We start from the raw sequence: 17,979 nt of genomic DNA on the forward strand, positions 1-17,979 counted from the left end.
AGTGTATTGTATGTTTCAGGCTAATTTAAATTATTTGATGGGAATTGGTCTTACAATGAAGGCTGCTTCTCTTATGGCTTCAAGCCCTGATGTTTCGCAAAGGTCTTTACCAAACGTAATTATAATATATGCCGACGATTTGGGATATGGCGACCTTGAATGTTATGGTGCGAAGAATGTTCTTACTCCTGCAGTAAACGGTCTGGCTAGTGACGGTATCTTGTTTAACAACGCTTATGCAGTGGCGGCAACAAGTACTCCATCAAGATATTCTTTACTTACTGGTGAATATGCATGGAGAAAGGAAGGTACAGATGTGGCTGCAGGTGATGCTGCTATGATTATAAATCCGAATCAGTATACTTTGGCTGATGTGTTCAAAAATACGGGATATAGAACTTCAGTTATCGGGAAGTGGCATCTGGGACTTGGAGCTGAGACAGGCAAACAGGATTGGAATGCTCCTTTGCCTACTCATCCGGGAGATCTTGGCTTTGACTATTCATATATTATGGCAGCAACGGCTGATAGGGTTCCATGTGTTTTTATAGAAAATGGTATGGTGGCTGATTATGATCCATCGGCTCCAATAGAGGTGAGCTATTCAAAGCCTTTTCCTGGTGAACTTTTAGGATGCGATCATCCGGAACTGTTGTATAATTTAAAACCAACTCATGAGCATGATAAGGCTATTGTTAATGGAATAAGTAGGTTCGGGTATATGAAAGGTGGTGGAAGGGCTTTATGGAAAGATGAAAATATAGCTGATTCTATAGCTTGTCATGCGATAGAGTTTATCAATAAAAACAAGAATACCCCTTTCTTTATGTATCTGGCCACTAATGATGTGCATGTGCCAAGATTTCCTCATGACAGATTTAGAGGAAAAAATCCAATGGGGTTGCGTGGTGATGCTATCGTACAGTTTGATTGGACTGTAGGGCAGGTGGTTTCTGCTTTGAAGAATTTGGGCATTTATGATAATACTTTAATCATATTATCTAGTGACAATGGTCCTGTCTTGGATGATGGATATGATGATAGGGCTGAGGAATTACTGAATGGACATTCACCTACCAGGGGGTTGAGGGGCAATAAGTATAGTGCGTTTGAGGGAGGGACAAGAATTCCGTTTATTGTTTCGTGGCCCAATGGTATTAAAGGTGGGAGAAAATCTGATGCTTTAATTTCACAGATTGATTTGATCAGATCGCTTGGTGAGCTTATTGGTGCTCGTATTCCCAAAGGTTCTGCTCCGGACAGTGAGAATTATATAGGGGCTATTTTGGGGTGTGATACTTTGGGTAGAGACTGGGTAGTGGAACAGTCGTATAATCATACTTTGTCTGTGAGAGATAGAGAATGGAAGTTTATCGAGCCTAATAATGGTCCTGCTGGTATTCCATGGATACCTGAAGTTGAATCTGGAAATAGTACTGAACCTCAGCTTTATTATCTTAAAAATGATGAATATGAGAAAGTGAATTGTGCCAAAGATAATAAAGAGAAAGTTATAGAGTTTATGGATATATTGAAAAAACTGAGAAAAATGTGACCTTTAATTTTTTTCTTATTAGAAATTTGAATTTATTAAACTGGCATGCATTGTATACTTAGGGGTTGGAGAATAGTTAGTATTCTTCGGGAAGTGAGAAGTCCATCCCGAAGAATACTAGAATTATAAAAATAACCTGAGCTCGAAATGAAGTCAAAAAATAGAAAGTTGTCTGTCTGTTATTGATAAAGTTTACGTCAATGTTTGGTCTTCTTATCCTTAATCATATATTTTTTCTGTCGTAATGTAGAATTCCTTACAAAAATCATCGGCCATACAATAAATCTCTGTAACTTTAGACTTTAAAAACATAGCAGTTATCGTTTAAATGTTATAATTGGTCACTATAAATTTAGTGATTTTATTGCTATGATTTTGATTATCAGTAAAATATATTTATTATTATTTCGAACTCACATTAATTAGGAAGAGTTGCTGCATAATTTCTGGGGAGAAATCACCTTTCATACCATAAATCTCTGTAATTTTAACCTCCGGGAATCTGCCAGGGATTTTCTTGTATCATATTTATATGTGGGGGTAAGATTGATTGATGAAAAATATTATTGAGAGTATCAGAAAGCAATGTCCTGTATCCGACTCTACTATCAAGGAGCTGGAGTCTTATTTGACACCTTGTACTTTTCCTAAAAAGTACCAGCTGATTAAAGAGGGAATTTATTGCAAATATGCCTATTTCATAGAAAAAGGTACCATAAGAGCCTATTGGGTGGTGGATGGGGAAGAATATACCACTTCATTTGGCACAGAAGGCGGCATTGTGTTCAGTATGGATGAACTTTATTACAACCGGAAAAGTGAGGAATATGTAGAAACCTTGGAGGAAGTGCAAGCCTACAGAATCAGTATAACCGACCTCCAACATTTGTTTGAAACGAACCTGGAGCTATGCAACTGGGGGAGAATCATTCATCAGAATGAATACAGAAGGCTCCACAGAAGTCATAAAGAGCGGCTGTCGCTTCCGGCCAAGGAACGGTATGAGGAATTCCAGAAACAGTTTCCCGAAATATGCAGGAAAGTGAACTTGAAATACATTGCCTCTTATCTGGGGATTACCCTTTCCACGCTCAGCAGGCTGCGAAGCAAAAAGCCATAATTTGATATAGGACAAATTTTAATTGGGGGTGATTCTCTATCTTTGCAGGGTCACATTCAATTTATTCCAATATGAATCATCCAATATCTTCCTCGGCTTTTGCCGATACGAAACCGCATTATGAACTGCTCGACGGACTGAGAGGAGTGGCTGCACTGCTGGTGGTGTTTTATCACATTTTTGAAGGATTTTCCTTTGCCGGAGGGGGCACCCTCATCACGGTCATCAACCACGGCTACCTGGCCGTCGACTTTTTCTTTATACTTTCGGGTTTTGTCATCGGCTATGCTTACGACGACCGCTGGAAGAAAAATCTGACCTTGAAGGGCTTCTTCAAGCGAAGGCTGATCCGCCTCCATCCGATGATTGTCATGGGAGCGGTCATCGGTTGCATCACCTTCTTTATTCAGGGAGGGGTGAAGTGGGACGGCACGCAGGTGGCTACTTCTGCGGTGATGCTGGCTCTCTTGCTGGCCATGTTTTTCATACCGGCCTATCCGGGAGCGGGTTATGACGTACGCGGAAACGGGGAGATGTTTTCGCTGAACGGTCCCAGCTGGTCGCTGTTTTTTGAATACATCGGGAACCTCCTTTATGCCCTTTTCATCCATCGGTTGAGCAACAAAGCGCTGACCGTCCTGGTGATATTGCTTGGATTAGGACTCTCTTGGTTTGCCTTGTCCGACGTGGTGGGCTACGGCATGATTGGCGTGGGCTGGACGCTCGACGGACTGAACTTCTGGGGAGGAATGTTGCGGATGCTCTTTCCTTTCACGCTGGGCATGCTGATATCGCGGAATTTTCGTCCGTTCAAGGTTCGGGGAGCATTCTGGATTTGCAGCGTCATTCTGTTGGTGCTTTTCTGTGTGCCTTATGTGGAAGGCCATTCGCCCGTGTGTCTGAACGGGGTGTTCGAGATGGTCTGCATTGTCGTCATATTCCCTATGCTGGTTTGTCTGGGGGCTTCCGGACAGACCACCGACAAGCGGTCGACCCGTATCTGCAAGTTTTTAGGCGATATATCCTATCCGTTGTATGCCATTCACTATCCTTTGATGTACCTGTTCTATGCGTGGCTGATTGAAAACAAACTGTACACGCTGGGAGAAACCTGGCCGATGGCGGCACTGGTTTATTTCGGAAGCATCGTCTTGGCCTATCTGTGTCTGAAACTCTATGATGAGCCTGTAAGGAAGTGGCTGGGCAGGAAGTTTGTGAGATGAAGAATTACGGAAGTCTTTAGGATAAAGAATAAATTTCCCCAAATATCTGAGGTTAATCTGATATTTGGGGAAATTTAAATTCTTAGTATTCGTATGTTTGTAGTTCGGTAGTTGGGTTATCGTTTATCCGTTTTTGATTACACTTTGAAGGGTTTGCGGAACTTGCATCCGTTTTTCCACTGTGAGCATCCGTAGGCCATTTTCCCCTTGATGATGATACCCGTGCCGCATACGGGGCAGGCTTTGCCCAAAATACTGTCGTCGGCAGGAAGGGTATCCTCTTTAGGAGTATCCGGCGCGGTGGCTTTCTTGCTGGCCCGTGGCTTGCGGGGAGCGGCTTTCTTCTTGGGCTCACCGTCGTTGCTCTTGGGGACAGCGGCTTTTTTCAACGGGATTTTCGGACTGTCGTCGGTAGTGACGGTGACACGGCGGTTGCTGTTGTCGCGCAACACACTGTACACAATGTCGGTGACCATCTGTTTCAGTTCGGCCAGGAAGGTACCCGCATCGTAGCTTTTCCGCTCGATTTCCCGCAGTTTCTTTTCCCAGATACCGGTCAGTTCGGCCGATTTCAACAGTTCTTCGTGAATCAGCTGAATCAGTTCCACACCCGTAGGAGTGGCAATCAGGTTTTTACGTTCCTTGCGGATGTAATGCCGCTTGAACAAAGTCTCGATGATGGCGGCACGGGTAGACGGGCGGCCGATGCCGTTCTCCTTCAAGGCATCCCGCAGTTCGTCGTTGTCCACCAGCTTTCCGGCGGTTTCCATGGCACGCAGCAAGGTAGCTTCGGTATAAGGCCGGGGCGGCTGTGTCCATTTTTCGTTGAGCATCGGACTGTGCGGACCGCTTTCTCCCTTGGTGAAGGCAGGCAACACGCTTTCTTCTTCATTTTCCTTGTTTTCTTCCGACACGTCCTTGGAAAAAATTACCCGCCAGCCGGGTTCCAGAATCTGTTTGCCGGTTACCTTGAACTCTATCTGGTCGGCTTCCCCGATGACGGTGGTCGTCGAGAATTTGCAGTCGGGGTAGAACACTGCGATGAAGCGCCTCGCTATCAGGTCGAATACCCGTTTCTCCATGTCGCTGAGGCCCTGCGGCTGTACGCCCGTAGGGATGATGGCATGGTGGTCGGTCACCTTGCTGTTGTCGAATACTTTTTTCGACTTGAGGAGCGGTTTCCCGGCCAGTGCGCCCGTATAAACGGTATAATCTTTCAGTCCCTCCAGAATTTTCGGACACTTGGGATAGATGTCATCGCTCAGGAAAGTGGTATCCACACGCGGATAGGTGGCCACCTTCTTTTCATACAACGACTGGATGAGCTGCAAGGTCATGTCGGCCGAGTAGCTGAATTTCTTGTTGCATTCTACTTGAAGGGAAGTCAGGTCGAACAGGCGGGGAGGAGCTTCCGTACCTTTCTTGGAACTGACTTCGGTCACGGTGAAGTCTACGTTCCGGATGCGTTCCAGCAAATCTTTTCCCGTCTGTTCATCGGTAATCTGCGGGATACCCCGGTTGGCATCAGCCTGTGTCTTTTTCTTGGCCGAAGGATTCTCTTTTTCCTTTTCGGCTTCTTCTGCCAGTTCCTCGTCACTTTTGCGTACGATGGCCGAGAAGACCGTATCCCGGTAGACCGTCTTCAGTTCCCAGTACTGTTTGGGTACGAAATGTTCGATTTCCTGTTGTCTTTTCACAATCAGGGCCAGGGTAGGCGTCTGTACCCGTCCGATGGAAAGTACCTGTTTGTTCTGTCCGTATTTCAGAGTATAGAGTCGGGTGGCATTCATGCCCAAGGTCCAGTCGCCGATGGCCCGGCTCAGTCCGGCTTCGTAGAGCGGCTGGAACTCCGACTGGTCTTTCAAGTGTGCAAAACCGTCGCGGATGGCCTCTTCCGTCAGTGAGGAAATCCAGAGCCGTTTGACCGGACACTTGGCTCCGGCCTTCTGCATCACCCACCGCTGGATGAGTTCTCCTTCCTGGCCGGCATCCCCACAGTTGATAATCATTTCAGCTTCCTGCATCAGCTTTTCGATGATGTGGAACTGCTTTTCAATCCCGCTGTCGTTGATCAGCTTGATGCCGAAGCGGGGAGGAATCATGGGAAGAGTACTCAGGCTCCATGTTTTCCATGAAGGAGTATATTCATGCGGTTCTTTCAGGGTACACAAATGCCCGAATGTCCAGGTCACCTGGTATCCGTTTCCTTCAATGTATCCTTCTTTTCGGTTCTTGGCTCCCAGCACGTCGGCGATGTCGCGTGCCACGCTGGGCTTTTCGGCGATGCAAACTATCATGGTCTTTCTTTCAATATGGGGCAAAATTACGCAAAGTTGCCTGAATAGAAAAATAAAATCTTTATCTTTGAGCGGAAACGACTGACAGCCTTTCTTTTGGCAAGGTTTTTGTAAGATAGAATGTATAACGATTAAATGAAGAAATTATGTTTATTTGGATTGTATTTATAGGTATTGCGATTCTCAGTTACATGGTGCAGGCCAGTCTGAAGAGTAAGTTTGAAAAGTATTCCCAGATTCCGCTGAGTAACGGGATGACAGGAAGGGAAGTCGCTGAAAAAATGTTGCGTGATAACGGCATCTACGACGTGACGGTGACCAGTACGTCGGGGATGTTGACCGACCATTATAACCCGATGAACAAGACGGTGAACCTGAGTGAAGGGGTTTATGGAAGTGCGAGTGTGGCTGCGGCGGCAGTAGCTGCCCATGAGTGTGGGCATGCCGTGCAGCATGCGCGGGGATATGCGCCTTTGCGGATGCGTTCAGCATTGGTACCGGTGGTACAGTTTTCTTCTTCCATCGTATCGTGGGTGCTGCTGGCAGGTATCCTCATGGTAAATTCTTTCCCGCAGTTGCTGCTGATTGGTATTTGTCTGTTTGCCATGACTACTTTGTTCAGTATTATTACGCTCCCGGTAGAGATAGATGCCAGCCGTCGGGCGTTGGCATGGTTGAGTCGGGCGGGTATCACCAATGCCTTCAACCACCAGCAGGCCACGGATGCCTTGAAGTCGGCTGCCTATACGTATGTAGTAGCGGCACTGGGTTCATTGGCTACGTTGATTTACTACGTGACAATTTATATGAATCGCCGCGAGTAAGCGTGAAATCCTTTCGTTTTGTGTGTGGAAGGTAGAAATTTTATTCGTAATTTTGCCCCGTTAATTTAAAGACTGATTCATTATGGCAACAAAACCAAGTATACCGAAAGGAACAAGAGACTTTTCGCCGGTGGAAATGGCGAAACGTAACTATATATTCAACACGATTCGCGAAGTGTTCTATCTTTATGGCTTTCAGCAGATAGAGACTCCTTCCATGGAAAACCTGTCTACCTTGATGGGTAAGTACGGGGAGGAAGGCGACAAGTTGCTTTTCAAAATCCAGAATTCGGGGGATTATTTCTCCGGGCTGACGGATGAAGAGCTGTTGAGCCGGAACGCAGCCAAGTTGGCCAGCAAGTTCTGTGAGAAGGGGTTGCGCTATGACCTGACGGTTCCTTTCGCACGTTACGTGGTGATGCACCGTGATGAAATCACTTTTCCGTTCAAGCGTTTCCAGATTCAGCCGGTATGGCGTGCCGACCGTCCGCAGAAGGGACGTTACCGTGAGTTCTACCAGTGTGATGCCGATGTAGTGGGCAGCAATTCTCTGCTGAATGAGGTGGAACTGGTGCAGATGATTGATACGGTGTTCCAGAAATTCGGTATCCGGGTTTCCATCAAGATTAACAACCGTAAGATTCTGACCGGTATTGCGGAGATTATCGGAGAAGCAGATAAGATTGTCGACATTACGGTAGCCATCGACAAGTTGGATAAAATCGGTCTGGACAATGTGAATGCGGAACTGGCTTCAAAGGGTATTCCGCAGGAAGCGATTGACAAGTTGCAGCCAATTATCCTGTTGAACGGTTCGAACGAAGAGAAACTGGCCACATTGAAGAATGTGCTGGCTGCCAGTGAAACCGGTCTGAAAGGGGTGGAGGAAAGCGAATTTATCCTGAAGACGATTGCCGGACTGGGCATCAAGTCGGAAGTGGAACTGGATTTGACGTTGGCCCGCGGATTGAATTATTATACAGGAGCCATTTTTGAAGTGAAGGCCTTGGATGTACAGATTGGTAGTATCAGTGGAGGTGGCCGTTATGACAATCTGACAGGAGTGTTTGGTATGGACGGTATGTCGGGCGTAGGTATCTCTTTTGGTGCCGACCGTATTTACGATGTGCTGAACCAGCTGGATTTGTATCCGAAGGAAGCCGTGAACGGTACGCAACTGCTGTTCGTCAACTTTGGAGAGGCAGAAGCGGCTTATGTACTTCCTATCTTGTCACAGGCGCGTGCGGCAGGTATCCGTGCGGAAATCTATCCGGATGCAGCCAAGATGAAAAAGCAGATGAGCTATGCCAATGCGAAGATGGTGCCGTTTGTGGCCATTGTGGGTGAGAATGAGATGAAAGAAGGAAAAGTGACACTGAAGAATATGGCAAGCGGCGAGCAGTCGCTGGTCACTCCGGATGAACTGGTAGCTGCCATTCACGGATAAGTGTGATTTATTTATAGAATAAGGACACAGGTTTCACGGGAGAAGGCGGAAGATGTAAAGGCTTCGGACTTCGGTATCGTGGAACCTGTGTTTTTTGTCGGTCTACTTTGATAAATAATTGCAGAAAATATGGAAATCGTATATTTAGTGATGGGTGTGATAGTAGGAGGGCTGTTGGGCTATTTGTTCGCGGCCCGGAAATCGGTAGCCTTGCGCTCACAGTTGCAGTGGAGCGAGGCACATGCCCAGGATTTGCTTCAAGCAGAGAAGGAACGTACGGCAGCTTTGGCAGAACAGTATAAGAAAGAGACGGAGAGGTTGCATGGACAGCTGGATGAACTTTCCGGGAAATGGGCAGAGAACGGTCGGGCACTGGCGGCTTCACAGGCGGAACGTCGGAACTTGGAAGAGCGCTTGACACATCAGAAGGAAGAGATGGAGCAGTTGCGGAAACAGTTGAACATGGAGTTTGAGAATATGGCCAACCGGATTTTCCAGCAGAAGACGGAGGCGTTCAACCGGCTTAGCTCGGAAACGCTGGGTAATCTGTTGAAACCTTTCGGCGAAAACCTGAAGGAGTTCAAGCATCAGGTGGAAGAAGTGTACGACAAGGAATCCAAACAGCGCTTTTCACTGGAGGACCGTATCAAAGAACTGATGCTGCTGAACAAGCAGATCAGTGACGATGCCAACAACCTGACCCGGGCCTTGAAAGGAGATTCCAAGATGCAGGGAAACTGGGGGGAAATGATTCTGGAAACTATTCTGGAGAATTCCGGACTGCGGGAAGGGGAAGAATATTTCCGTCAGGAGTTTCTGAAAGATGAACATGGGGAACCGCTCAAGAATGAGCTGGGACAGCGGATGCAACCCGATGTGCTGGTGGTGTATCCGGACAACCGGCAGGTGATTATCGACTCGAAGGTATCGCTTACGGCTTACGCCAATTATGTGGGATGTGAGGATGCCGGACAGCGGGAACAGTACTTGAAAGCCCATTTGGCTTCGGTCAGGACACATATCGATGAATTGAGCCGGAAGGATTATTCCAGCTACAATGTCTCTGCCCTGGATTTCGTGATGATGTTCGTACCCAACGAATCGGCTTATCTGCTGGCGTTGCAGGCCGATCCGGACTTATGGAACTATGCGTATCAGAAGAAGGTGGTGCTGATGAGCCCTACGAACCTGATTGCGGCGCTGAGGCTGGCGTTGGATTTGTGGAAACGGGAGTATCAGGTGAAAAACATTCAGGACATCATCAAGCGGGGTACTGTGCTGTATGAGAAGCTGGTGGGATTTACCGAGACTTTTGAGAAAATCGGGGATACACTGCAGGCGGCTTCCACGGCGTACAAGAATGCCCTGGGACAGCTCTCACAGGGAAAAGGTAACCTGATTCGTCAGGCGGACATGCTGACGGAGCTAGGAATTACGTCGAAAAAGAAATTCTCTCCCCGTCTCCGGCAAGAAGCAGATAAGGATGCGATGTCAGATTCTCCTGCAAGAGACCTGTTTACTCCTGTAGAAGAGAAATGAAGATGGAAGGAAGAAAAAACTGCTTATGATGTCAGCGTTCAAATCCACTTTGTCAGTAAATTCATGTCAGAATGGCAGTTTTGAGCTTTGGCACGCTTTTCGTAAGAAGATTGATGCTTTCGTGTACAATGCATGAGGCTATAATCTAGTATAAACGTAAAAAAATATAGTATTATGAACATTAAACCATTAGCAGACAGAGTCCTGATTCTTCCGGCTCCTGCAGAAGAAAAAACAATCGGCGGTATTATTATTCCTGACACAGCAAAAGAAAAACCGTTGCAGGGTGAAGTAGTGGCCGTAGGCCATGGCACAAAAGACGAAGAAATGGTCTTGAAAGTAGGCGATACGGTCTTGTACGGAAAATATTCTGGTACAGAAATCGAATATGAAGGCGTGAAGTATTTGATGATGCGTCAGAGCGATGTACTGGCAGTTTTGGGATAATTCATTCATTTATTTAAAAGATTAGAAAGGAAAATTCAATATGGCAAAAGATATTCTCTTCAACATTGACGCTCGCGATCAGTTGAAAAAAGGTGTAGACGAACTGGCTAATGCAGTGAAAGTAACACTGGGCCCGAAAGGACGTAACGTAATCATCGAAAAGAAATTCGGTGCTCCTCACATCACAAAGGATGGTGTGACAGTGGCAAAGGAAGTGGAACTGAGTGACCCTTTCCAGAACACTGGTGCACAGTTGGTGAAATCAGTAGCTTCAAAGACTGGAGACGATGCCGGAGACGGTACTACTACCGCAACCGTATTGGCGCAGGCAATCGTAGGCGTAGGTTTGAAGAACGTTACAGCCGGTGCTAACCCGATGGACTTGAAACGTGGTATTGACAAGGCCGTTGCAAAAGTGGTTGAATCTATCAAGTCACAGGCTGAAACTGTAGGCGACAATTACGACAAGATTGAACAGGTCGCTACTATTTCTGCCAACAATGATCCGGTAATCGGTAAATTGATTGCAGATGCCATGCGTAAGGTTTCTAAAGATGGTGTCATCACCATTGAAGAGGCTAAAGGTACTGATACTACCATCGGTGTAGTAGAAGGTATGCAGTTCGACCGTGGTTACCTGTCAGCTTATTTTGTAACTGATACAGAAAAGATGGAATGCGTGATGGAACATCCGTACATCCTGATTTACGATAAGAAGATTTCTAATCTGAAAGATTTCTTGCCTATCTTGGAACCGGCTGTACAGAGCGGACGTCCGTTGCTCGTCATCGCAGAAGATGTGGACAGCGAAGCTTTGACTACTTTGGTTGTGAACCGTCTGCGTAGCCAGTTGAAGATTTGTGCAGTGAAAGCTCCGGGCTTCGGCGACCGTCGTAAAGCCATGCTGGAAGATATCGCCGTATTGACCGGTGGTGTGGTTATCAGCGAAGAAAAGGGCTTGAAACTGGAACAGGCTACTTTGGAAATGCTGGGTACTTGCGACAAGGTAACTGTGACAAAAGAAAATACCACTATCGTAAACGGTGCCGGTCAGAAAGAACTGATTCAGGAACGTGTCAACCAGATTAAGGCTGAAATCAAGAACTCTACTTCTGACTACGACAAAGAAAAACTGCAGGAACGTCTGGCCAAATTGTCAGGTGGTGTAGCTGTTCTTTACGTAGGTGCTGCCAGCGAAGTGGAAATGAAGGAAAAGAAAGACCGTGTAGATGACGCCTTGTGTGCTACTCGTGCCGCTATCGAAGAAGGTATCGTACCGGGTGGTGGTGTGACCTACATCCGTGCCATCGATGCGTTGGAAGGCATGAAGGGTGACAATGCCGACGAAACAACCGGTATTGAAATCATCAAACGTGCCATCGAGGAACCGCTTCGTCAGATTGTTGCCAACGCCGGTAAGGAAGGTGCTGTAGTAGTTCAGAAAGTACGTGAAGGCAAGGGTGACTTCGGTTACAATGCCCGTACGGATGTATACGAACATTTGCACGCAGCCGGTGTGGTTGATCCTGCCAAGGTAACGCGTGTGGCTTTGGAAAATGCCGCTTCAATTGCCGGTATGTTCCTGACTACTGAATGTGTCATCGTAGAAAAGAAAGAGGAAAAGGCTGACATGCCGATGGCTGCTCCAGGAATGGGCGGTATGGGAGGCATGATGTAATTTCTCCTTTCAAGCTATAAAAGTAAAATCCCAACCGGACTTTCCGGCTGGGATTTTTTTGTATAAGAGAGAATTTAGTACCCCGGATTCTGTGTCATATCCGGATTGTTGTTGAGTATTTCTGCAGGAATAGGTAAGTAATAATTGGTGGGACTGCTGAATCCAGTTTGTTCGATGGGAATGTTCAGCAGACGATAATAAGGATAGGCTCCTCCTGTGCCCTGTAGCAGCTGAATATATTCCGCCCAGTCGGTTCCATTCAGTGAGAATGCCTCTTTTAGTTGATTCTTGATTTCAGTGGCTTGCATCTCATTCCCTATTAGAGAATAGGCGATGGCGGCCATGAGATATACCTCTCGTAAAAGGACGGGATGAATGTAGCTTCCTCCTGGATTTCCGAAATTATCTTTGTATCCTCCCCAAAGGACTTCCTGACTGTCTGACAGGTTTGTTGCCTCCGGATCCAGACTGAATGCATTGCTGTCCAGTATATATTGGCACTGTTGAAGGGCCTCTTGGTAATATCCGGAAATCAGGTAGGTTTTCCCTAGCAAGGCCCTGGTTGCCAACTGTCTTTTCTCGGTTGAACTGGATATCAAATCTGTCAGATAGTAGAGTAGCCAGTCTTGACTTGCTTCGTTGTCGTTGGGCATGATTTTTCCATAATATCCTAATAATTGGTTTTGAATCATTCCGTAGTCGACGGTCATATCCCAGGAAGCGGCCCATCCTTCCGACGTGTTTAATGAGGTAACCTGATCCAAGTATTTTTTACCGTTTTCCAAAGTCTGGTAAGCAAGTTCCCAGAAAGGACTGGAAGTATATTCCACCATGTTATAGTCGAAATAGGTATCGTATAGCAGGCTGTATTCCAGATTTTTGACTTGTGTCAGGTAGATGCCGAGCTCTTCGTTCCATTTGTTTTGAATATCCGCTACGCTTACCTCCTCAGTTTTGGTCATGTAGCAGATTTTGGTTACACTGTTTTCTGCAAGGTTCCTATAATTCAGGTAGTATCTATACGGTTCGCTGTTTACCTTGTCATTTACATTGATTACTCCATCTCCATTTAAGTCAGTGAAGATAAGATTGCCATTGGCGTCAGCTCCTTCAATGAGGAAGCCGTCGGATAGATTGGAGTAATCTTCTTTGCTGATGACATAGGTTAATGTATCATTCTGATGTGAGATGATTGCTGCTCCGTTTTCATCGGTCGTGAAAGGTCCCAGTACGGTCCCATTTCCCTCTTGGGCTTCGATGGTCACACCTTCCAGCGGTTCTCCAGTAGGTAATAGCACAAGAATGGTCGTTTCATGTAAGCTGACAATCGGTCCGTCGAGCATGGGAAAAGCCTCAGGTACGACATATACATAACTGTTTCCTGCCGGAATGGCTTCTCCTTCAATCTGGATGCCGTTGATTTGAATGTTGTCTTCCTCACGTGTCACGTAAAGTGTTTCATTGCTGATACTGGTCAAGGTGCTTCCTTCAGTAAGTTCGTTTTTGGTGTACCGTCCTTTTATAATGTGGTTTTTAATGGAAGCTGTGTCCAGTTTCTCGGTGCGACTGGCGGCATTGGCGTTTTTCACGGCAAAAACAGTCAGTTGACTTTCCTGGAGGTCGGCTACATTTGTTTTTTCCAGTATTTCCACAAACTGGCTCACCTGCGGTTTGCTTTCTTTCAGGACTTTTACAATGGTTTGCACTTCTTCCTGTCCTTTGGAAGGAGGAGGTTGCGGACTGGGAGATTCTTCATCACTACAAGCGTGTAGAATACACAATGCAAAAATGCTTGCTAAATAATACGTAAAGGTTTTCATAAGGCGTTTATTTTGAAGGTGGTTTATAATAAGTCTCCTAAAAATGAAATGGAGTGTTTCCCTTTTTCAAATAGTCTGGTTCCCCTTTTGAAGTCGGCTGGGGATATTGCGTTTTTCAGTGATTTCTTTTCCGTAGGTTTTCTGTTTGTTTTCAGATAAGCTTATTGGAACATCAATTAAATAAGTTGTATTTTCGTCCCGAAAGAATTATAGTAACAGATTCTTTTGTATGCCATCATAAAGGATGGCGTATTTTAGTTCAGGGGAATACTGAGATAGCCTTTTGAAAGTGCCTTGATGACCAAATCGGTGGCATTCTTTGCGCCGAATTTTACCATCAGGTTTTTGCGGTGCCATTCTACGGTATTTTCTGAAATAAAGAGGCATTCGGAAATTTCATGGGTATTCATTCCTTTGGCAATGGCTTTCAGCACATCCAGTTCCCGAATGGTGGGGGCAGAATCAAGTGTGTCGGTCGTATTGCTGACCTTTTCTTTTTCTTTATAGAGTTTTTGGAATTGCGGACAATAGTATGTTTTCCCCTTGAGGACAGCCTGTATGGCTTTTTCTATGTATTTTCCTGCCGACGATTTGAATACGACTGCATCAATGTCCGGATTTTTTAGCTTGTTGACAATCCAGATTTCTTCGTGCATGGTACTGACTACAATCTTGGCTGTCGGGTCTTTCTGTTTTATCTGGTGTATGAGTATAAATCCATCTATGTCTGGCAAATCCAAATCGATGATGTAGAGCTGAAAATCAAATTGTCCCATTAAATCTTTCAGCTGGGAGCCTGTCTGTGCCGTATGTATGCTTGTTATCCCCGGGCTATGGGACAACAGGCTTTTCAACCCTTCCAATACAAGAGGATGATCGTCGATAATGGCTACATTCAGGTTCATTTATGCTTTGTCTTTTTATTTATTAACAAAAGTACGCAACCCTCTTGAGATTCCCCCCACGGTAACCCGTAGTTTTCTAGGTGAACAGTGGAATAATGATGGTCATTTTCTGAGAATCCAGTGAAATGCTTCCTTTCAAGGCCATCGCACGTTCTTTCATGGTCTGTAATCCGATACCCTTTCCGGAGGTGGAGATGAAGTGTCCGTTGTGGGATATGATGAGTTCCAGATTGGGAAGCTTCCATTCCAGTGAGAGATGAATTTCGGTTGGAGAAGCATGCTTGAGCGCATTGCTGGTTGCTTCCTGAATGATGCGGTAGATATTCAGGCTGTAGGTCTCGGGGAGCACCGACCAGTCGCATTCTTCAGGTTGGGTGGTAAAGGTGACCTGGCAAGCGGCTGAGGTCATGCGTTCCGCATAATTTTGCAGTACTTGTTTGAGCGTGGTTTCCTGAAAGGTGGGAGGAAGCAGTTCGTGGGATACCCGCCGGATGTTTTCCCGACTGTTGCGTAGCACTTCCTTCCAAGGTTCATCAAGAGAAACGGCATTCATTTCCAAGGCATACAGGTCATTGCATACCCCGTCGTGGAGCTCTTTAGCCAGGCGGTTGCGTTCTTCTTCCAGTTCTTTCAGATACGTGCGTGTGGCATTGCGCGCTGTTTCACGCTGTAAGTTCTCAAATTCACTGCGCTGTGTTTCTGCCTCTCTTTTCTGGCGTTCGATGCGTAGCCTCTGTTTTTGAATGAAATAGAGCGAGATGAAGGCCATGACTGCCAGTAGGATGAGCAGGGTGGTGATTTTCAGTTGCAGATTCTGCTTTTCTTTCTGTCGTTTTTCTTGTAGCTGTTGGTATTCCAGCTCTTTCTTTTGGGTTTCATATTTCACGGAGAGTTCCTCCAGCTGGCGGCTTTTGTCTTGTACGAACAGCGAGTCGCCGAGGGTTTTGGCCAGCCCTAATATGTGGTAAGCCTGTCGGTAGTCGGCCAGCTCCCTGTAAACAAGGTGAAGATTGTTGTAGATGTCGTATTCCAGGAACGGATAATTTTCGATACCCGGCAGCTGCAGCATCTTTTGGGCGGTCTGTGCGGCCTGCTTCCATTCTTTCTGGGTTTGTTGCACATAAAAGAGCACTTGATAGTAATTGACGAGAGCCATGGTTGAGCGGACTTTGGAAGCAAGCCGGTTAGTCTGTTGGACGAGCGGCTGAATCTCTTGGGAGGATGCACCCTCCCGAAACAAGGTCAGCAGGTAGTAGGTGCGTGCACTGAGTTCGGTTTCCGGTTGCTGAAGCTGTTGCGAAAGCTCTATGGCTTTAGACAGATAAGTTTTGGCTGCCTTATACTCCTTTTGTGTGATGAAGATTGAAGCGCATACATTGTAAATCTGAGTACGGAAAGCAGCGTCCTGACATTGGTCTGCTTGGGTAACTGCTTCGTGTGCATATTTCAAGGCTTGTTCCGAATCCTTCATATCCAGGTGGATGGTGGCCAGGTTGTTGTAGAGTGTGACAAGGGCCTGCCGGTTCTCTTCCGAGTTTTCAGGCAGGCGGACGGCTAGTTGCAGGGCTTTGTCATACGCCGCCACTGCTTCCGGAATCTTTCCGGAAGAACGCAGATACACCCCTTGTGAGGTGTAACAGGACACCATGCCGCAGGTATCCTTGTCGGTCAAAGCCTGCCGGATGGCCTGGTTGATGGCCCACAGAGCAGAATCTAGCTTGCCGGTCTGATAGAATGCATCGGCGGTTTCCGTGAGTTTCTTTATATTCGAGGGGGAGGCTGAAAGCAGGAAGCAGGACAAACCAAGCAGGAAGGTAAAAATACAGGTTCTCATAGGCTATGATGATTAAGGGGGGCTTTGCAATGTAAAGAAAAAATTTGGATTATTCTAGTTTTTTCCCTATTTTCAGTTCGTTTTTGAACTTGGACTTAAAACTAAATCGTATGACAAAAGAAGAATTGATGCGAAAAGCAATAGACCTGTCTGTGAAGAATGTAGCAGAAGGAGGAGGCCCTTTCGGGGCCGTGATTGCCCGGAATGGAAAGATTGTCGCTACAGGAGTAAACCGGGTGACTCCGGATTGTGACCCGACGGCCCATGCGGAGGTGAGTGCCATCCGGGCAGCTGCCAAGAAGCTGGGGACGTTTGATTTGAGCGGATGTGAAATCTATACTTCGTGTGAGCCTTGTCCCATGTGTCTGGGAGCCATCTATTGGGCGCATCTGGACCGGATGTATTATGGGAACAACCAGCACGATGCGGCAGCCATCGGTTTCGACGATGCCTTTATTTACGAGGAATTGGACTTGAAACCGGCAGACAGACGCCTGCCTTCAGAGGTATTGCTGCCGGAAGAAGCCATCAAAGCCTTTCAGGACTGGACGGCCAAAACGGATAAGGTGGAATATTGAAATGGTTCGGCAAGGAGGCGGTAGCGTCTTGTCGTTTTTTAGGTTTCCCTTGGCGGAACCGTACGTTTCTCTTGGCGGAAACTTACGGCTCCGCCAAGGGAAACGTATGTTTTACGGTAGGGAAACCTAGTGGGGATAAGCGTGTTTTTCCGAAAAGCAAGCAGCATTTTCAGATTGGCTTTACTGACCGTTATTCAGGTTGGAGTACGGTCGTGAATTCCCGTTCAAAGTTTGGGGTGAATACGCCTTTTCCTAAGTTTTCCCGGATTTCTTCGATGGACCAGAAACGTCCGCCGGCCAGTTCTTCACTGGGAGAGATAGGACCGTCGTACACGGTCTTATGGGAAAATACCAGTTCTTTTTCTCGTGCGGATTCGAATACATAATGAGTCAGTAGCTGAGGGGTGAAGTCGGTAATGCCGAGTTCTTCGCGGACTTCCCGCTTCAAGGCCATCTCCACGCTTTCTCCCAAATCCACGTGTCCTCCCACGGAAGTATCCCATTTGCCGGGCTGGATGTCTTTCCAGTCCGGTCGTTTCTGCAGATAGAGTTCTCCTTTACTGTTGAATACATGCAGGTGGACCACCGGGTGCAGGAGCTTGCTGCCGTTGTGACATTCTCCTCGGGTGGCCGCTCCCATGAGGTTTCCTTCCTCGTCTACGAGGGGAAACATTTCTTCGCTATTATCTTTCATCGGTTGAGGCGTTTAAAT

General features: G+C 46.5%; 14 protein-coding genes and 1 pseudogene. 9 read left to right on the forward strand and 6 right to left on the reverse strand.

Translation table 11 applies throughout. The features are described from left to right. Nucleotides 1–55: 55 nt before the first annotated feature. A complete protein-coding gene (locus OIM59_RS01220; protein ID WP_072543883.1) occupies nucleotides 56–1,555 on the forward strand; it encodes a sulfatase-like hydrolase/transferase in 1,500 nt (499 codons plus the stop codon). A gap of 200 nt (nucleotides 1,556–1,755) precedes the next feature. Here OIM59_RS01220 and OIM59_RS01225 read toward each other — a convergent pair. Further along, nucleotides 1,756–1,867: pseudogene (locus OIM59_RS01225) on the reverse strand (IS982 family transposase); the annotation flags it as partial. Between the two features lie 241 nt (nucleotides 1,868–2,108). On the opposite strand from OIM59_RS01225, the gene OIM59_RS01230 reads away from it, so the two are divergent. Together OIM59_RS01230 and OIM59_RS01235 are read left to right on the forward strand one after the other, a co-directional pair. Then, nucleotides 2,109–2,675, forward strand: coding sequence for a Crp/Fnr family transcriptional regulator (locus OIM59_RS01230; RefSeq protein ID WP_072541757.1), 567 nt, complete (start codon nucleotides 2,109–2,111; stop codon nucleotides 2,673–2,675). A gap of 71 nt (nucleotides 2,676–2,746) precedes the next feature. After that, nucleotides 2,747–3,898, forward strand: a complete 1,152-nt coding sequence (locus OIM59_RS01235) for an acyltransferase (RefSeq protein ID WP_299170150.1) — start codon at nucleotides 2,747–2,749, stop codon at nucleotides 3,896–3,898. A gap of 137 nt (nucleotides 3,899–4,035) precedes the next feature. Here OIM59_RS01235 and OIM59_RS01240 read toward each other — a convergent pair whose 3' ends face one another. Then, entirely contained in the window at nucleotides 4,036–6,195 is a 2,160-nt protein-coding gene (locus tag OIM59_RS01240) for a DNA topoisomerase 3 (RefSeq protein WP_299170149.1), read from the reverse strand. 143 nt (nucleotides 6,196–6,338) lie between these two features. On the opposite strand from OIM59_RS01240, the gene OIM59_RS01245 reads away from it, so the two are divergent. The 5 genes from OIM59_RS01245 to groL all read left to right on the forward strand — a co-directional run bounded on the left by OIM59_RS01245 (nucleotide 6,339) and on the right by groL (nucleotide 12,130). Next, the gene (locus OIM59_RS01245; protein ID WP_299170282.1) at nucleotides 6,339–7,019 is read left to right on the forward strand and encodes a zinc metallopeptidase; all 681 of its coding nucleotides are present in this window, start codon (nucleotides 6,339–6,341) and stop codon (nucleotides 7,017–7,019) included. Between the two features lie 82 nt (nucleotides 7,020–7,101). Further along, nucleotides 7,102–8,466 carry a histidine--tRNA ligase gene (hisS, locus tag OIM59_RS01250; protein WP_299170148.1) on the forward strand — a complete coding sequence of 455 codons (1,365 nt, stop codon included), beginning with the start codon at nucleotides 7,102–7,104 and terminating at the stop codon, nucleotides 8,464–8,466. Nucleotides 8,467–8,595: 129 nt separating this feature from the next. Further along, a complete protein-coding gene (gene rmuC, locus OIM59_RS01255) occupies nucleotides 8,596–10,005 on the forward strand; it encodes a DNA recombination protein RmuC (protein ID WP_299170147.1) in 1,410 nt (469 codons plus the stop codon). A gap of 174 nt (nucleotides 10,006–10,179) precedes the next feature. After that, nucleotides 10,180–10,452: a co-chaperone GroES gene (locus tag OIM59_RS01260; RefSeq protein WP_007562047.1), complete on the forward strand. Its 273-nt coding sequence runs from the start codon at nucleotides 10,180–10,182 to the stop codon at nucleotides 10,450–10,452. Between the two features lie 40 nt (nucleotides 10,453–10,492). Then, the gene (groL, locus tag OIM59_RS01265) at nucleotides 10,493–12,130 is read left to right on the forward strand and encodes a chaperonin GroEL (RefSeq protein ID WP_022354478.1); all 1,638 of its coding nucleotides are present in this window, start codon (nucleotides 10,493–10,495) and stop codon (nucleotides 12,128–12,130) included. 74 nt (nucleotides 12,131–12,204) lie between these two features. On the opposite strand, the gene OIM59_RS01270 is transcribed toward groL, so the two are convergent. The 3 genes from OIM59_RS01270 to OIM59_RS01280 form a co-directional block, all read right to left on the reverse strand. After that, entirely contained in the window at nucleotides 12,205–13,950 is a 1,746-nt protein-coding gene (locus OIM59_RS01270) for a fasciclin domain-containing protein (protein WP_303894403.1), read from the reverse strand. Nucleotides 13,951–14,204: 254 nt separating this feature from the next. Next, entirely contained in the window at nucleotides 14,205–14,855 is a 651-nt protein-coding gene (locus OIM59_RS01275; RefSeq protein WP_072541764.1) for a response regulator transcription factor, read from the reverse strand. A gap of 76 nt (nucleotides 14,856–14,931) precedes the next feature. Then, nucleotides 14,932–16,689, reverse strand: coding sequence for a tetratricopeptide repeat protein (locus OIM59_RS01280; protein WP_303894408.1), 1,758 nt, complete (start codon nucleotides 16,687–16,689; stop codon nucleotides 14,932–14,934). 110 nt (nucleotides 16,690–16,799) lie between these two features. On the opposite strand from OIM59_RS01280, the gene OIM59_RS01285 reads away from it, so the two are divergent. Then, nucleotides 16,800–17,267 (forward strand): nucleoside deaminase, encoded by a 468-nt coding sequence (locus tag OIM59_RS01285; protein WP_299170143.1) that lies wholly within the window; start codon nucleotides 16,800–16,802, stop codon nucleotides 17,265–17,267. Between the two features lie 190 nt (nucleotides 17,268–17,457). On the opposite strand, the gene OIM59_RS01290 is transcribed toward OIM59_RS01285, so the two are convergent. Then, entirely contained in the window at nucleotides 17,458–17,961 is a 504-nt protein-coding gene (locus tag OIM59_RS01290; RefSeq protein WP_288353635.1) for an NUDIX domain-containing protein, read from the reverse strand. Nucleotides 17,962–17,979 lie beyond the last annotated feature (18 nt).

The organism is Bacteroides mediterraneensis (assembly GCF_025993685.1).
Taxonomy (GTDB): domain Bacteria; phylum Bacteroidota; class Bacteroidia; order Bacteroidales; family Bacteroidaceae; genus Phocaeicola; species Phocaeicola mediterraneensis_A.

Bases quoted from the DNA above. Each gene is read 5' to 3' on its own strand.
- OIM59_RS01220 (WP_072543883.1), top strand. From the start codon at position 56: ATGAAGGCTGCTTCTCTTATGGCTTCAAGCCCTGATGTTTCGCAAAGG.
- OIM59_RS01230 (WP_072541757.1), top strand. From the start codon at position 2,109: ATGAAAAATATTATTGAGAGTATCAGAAAGCAATGTCCTGTATCCGAC.
- OIM59_RS01235 (WP_299170150.1), top strand. From the start codon at position 2,747: ATGAATCATCCAATATCTTCCTCGGCTTTTGCCGATACGAAACCGCAT.
- OIM59_RS01240 (WP_299170149.1), bottom strand. From the start codon at position 6,195: ATGATAGTTTGCATCGCCGAAAAGCCCAGCGTGGCACGCGACATCGCC.
- hisS (WP_299170148.1), top strand. From the start codon at position 7,102: ATGGCAACAAAACCAAGTATACCGAAAGGAACAAGAGACTTTTCGCCG.
- rmuC (WP_299170147.1), top strand. From the start codon at position 8,596: ATGGAAATCGTATATTTAGTGATGGGTGTGATAGTAGGAGGGCTGTTG.
- OIM59_RS01260 (WP_007562047.1), top strand. From the start codon at position 10,180: ATGAACATTAAACCATTAGCAGACAGAGTCCTGATTCTTCCGGCTCCT.
- groL (WP_022354478.1), top strand. From the start codon at position 10,493: ATGGCAAAAGATATTCTCTTCAACATTGACGCTCGCGATCAGTTGAAA.
- OIM59_RS01270 (WP_303894403.1), bottom strand. From the start codon at position 13,950: ATGAAAACCTTTACGTATTATTTAGCAAGCATTTTTGCATTGTGTATT.
- OIM59_RS01275 (WP_072541764.1), bottom strand. From the start codon at position 14,855: ATGAACCTGAATGTAGCCATTATCGACGATCATCCTCTTGTATTGGAA.
- OIM59_RS01280 (WP_303894408.1), bottom strand. From the start codon at position 16,689: ATGAGAACCTGTATTTTTACCTTCCTGCTTGGTTTGTCCTGCTTCCTG.
- OIM59_RS01285 (WP_299170143.1), top strand. From the start codon at position 16,800: ATGACAAAAGAAGAATTGATGCGAAAAGCAATAGACCTGTCTGTGAAG.
- OIM59_RS01290 (WP_288353635.1), bottom strand. From the start codon at position 17,961: ATGAAAGATAATAGCGAAGAAATGTTTCCCCTCGTAGACGAGGAAGGA.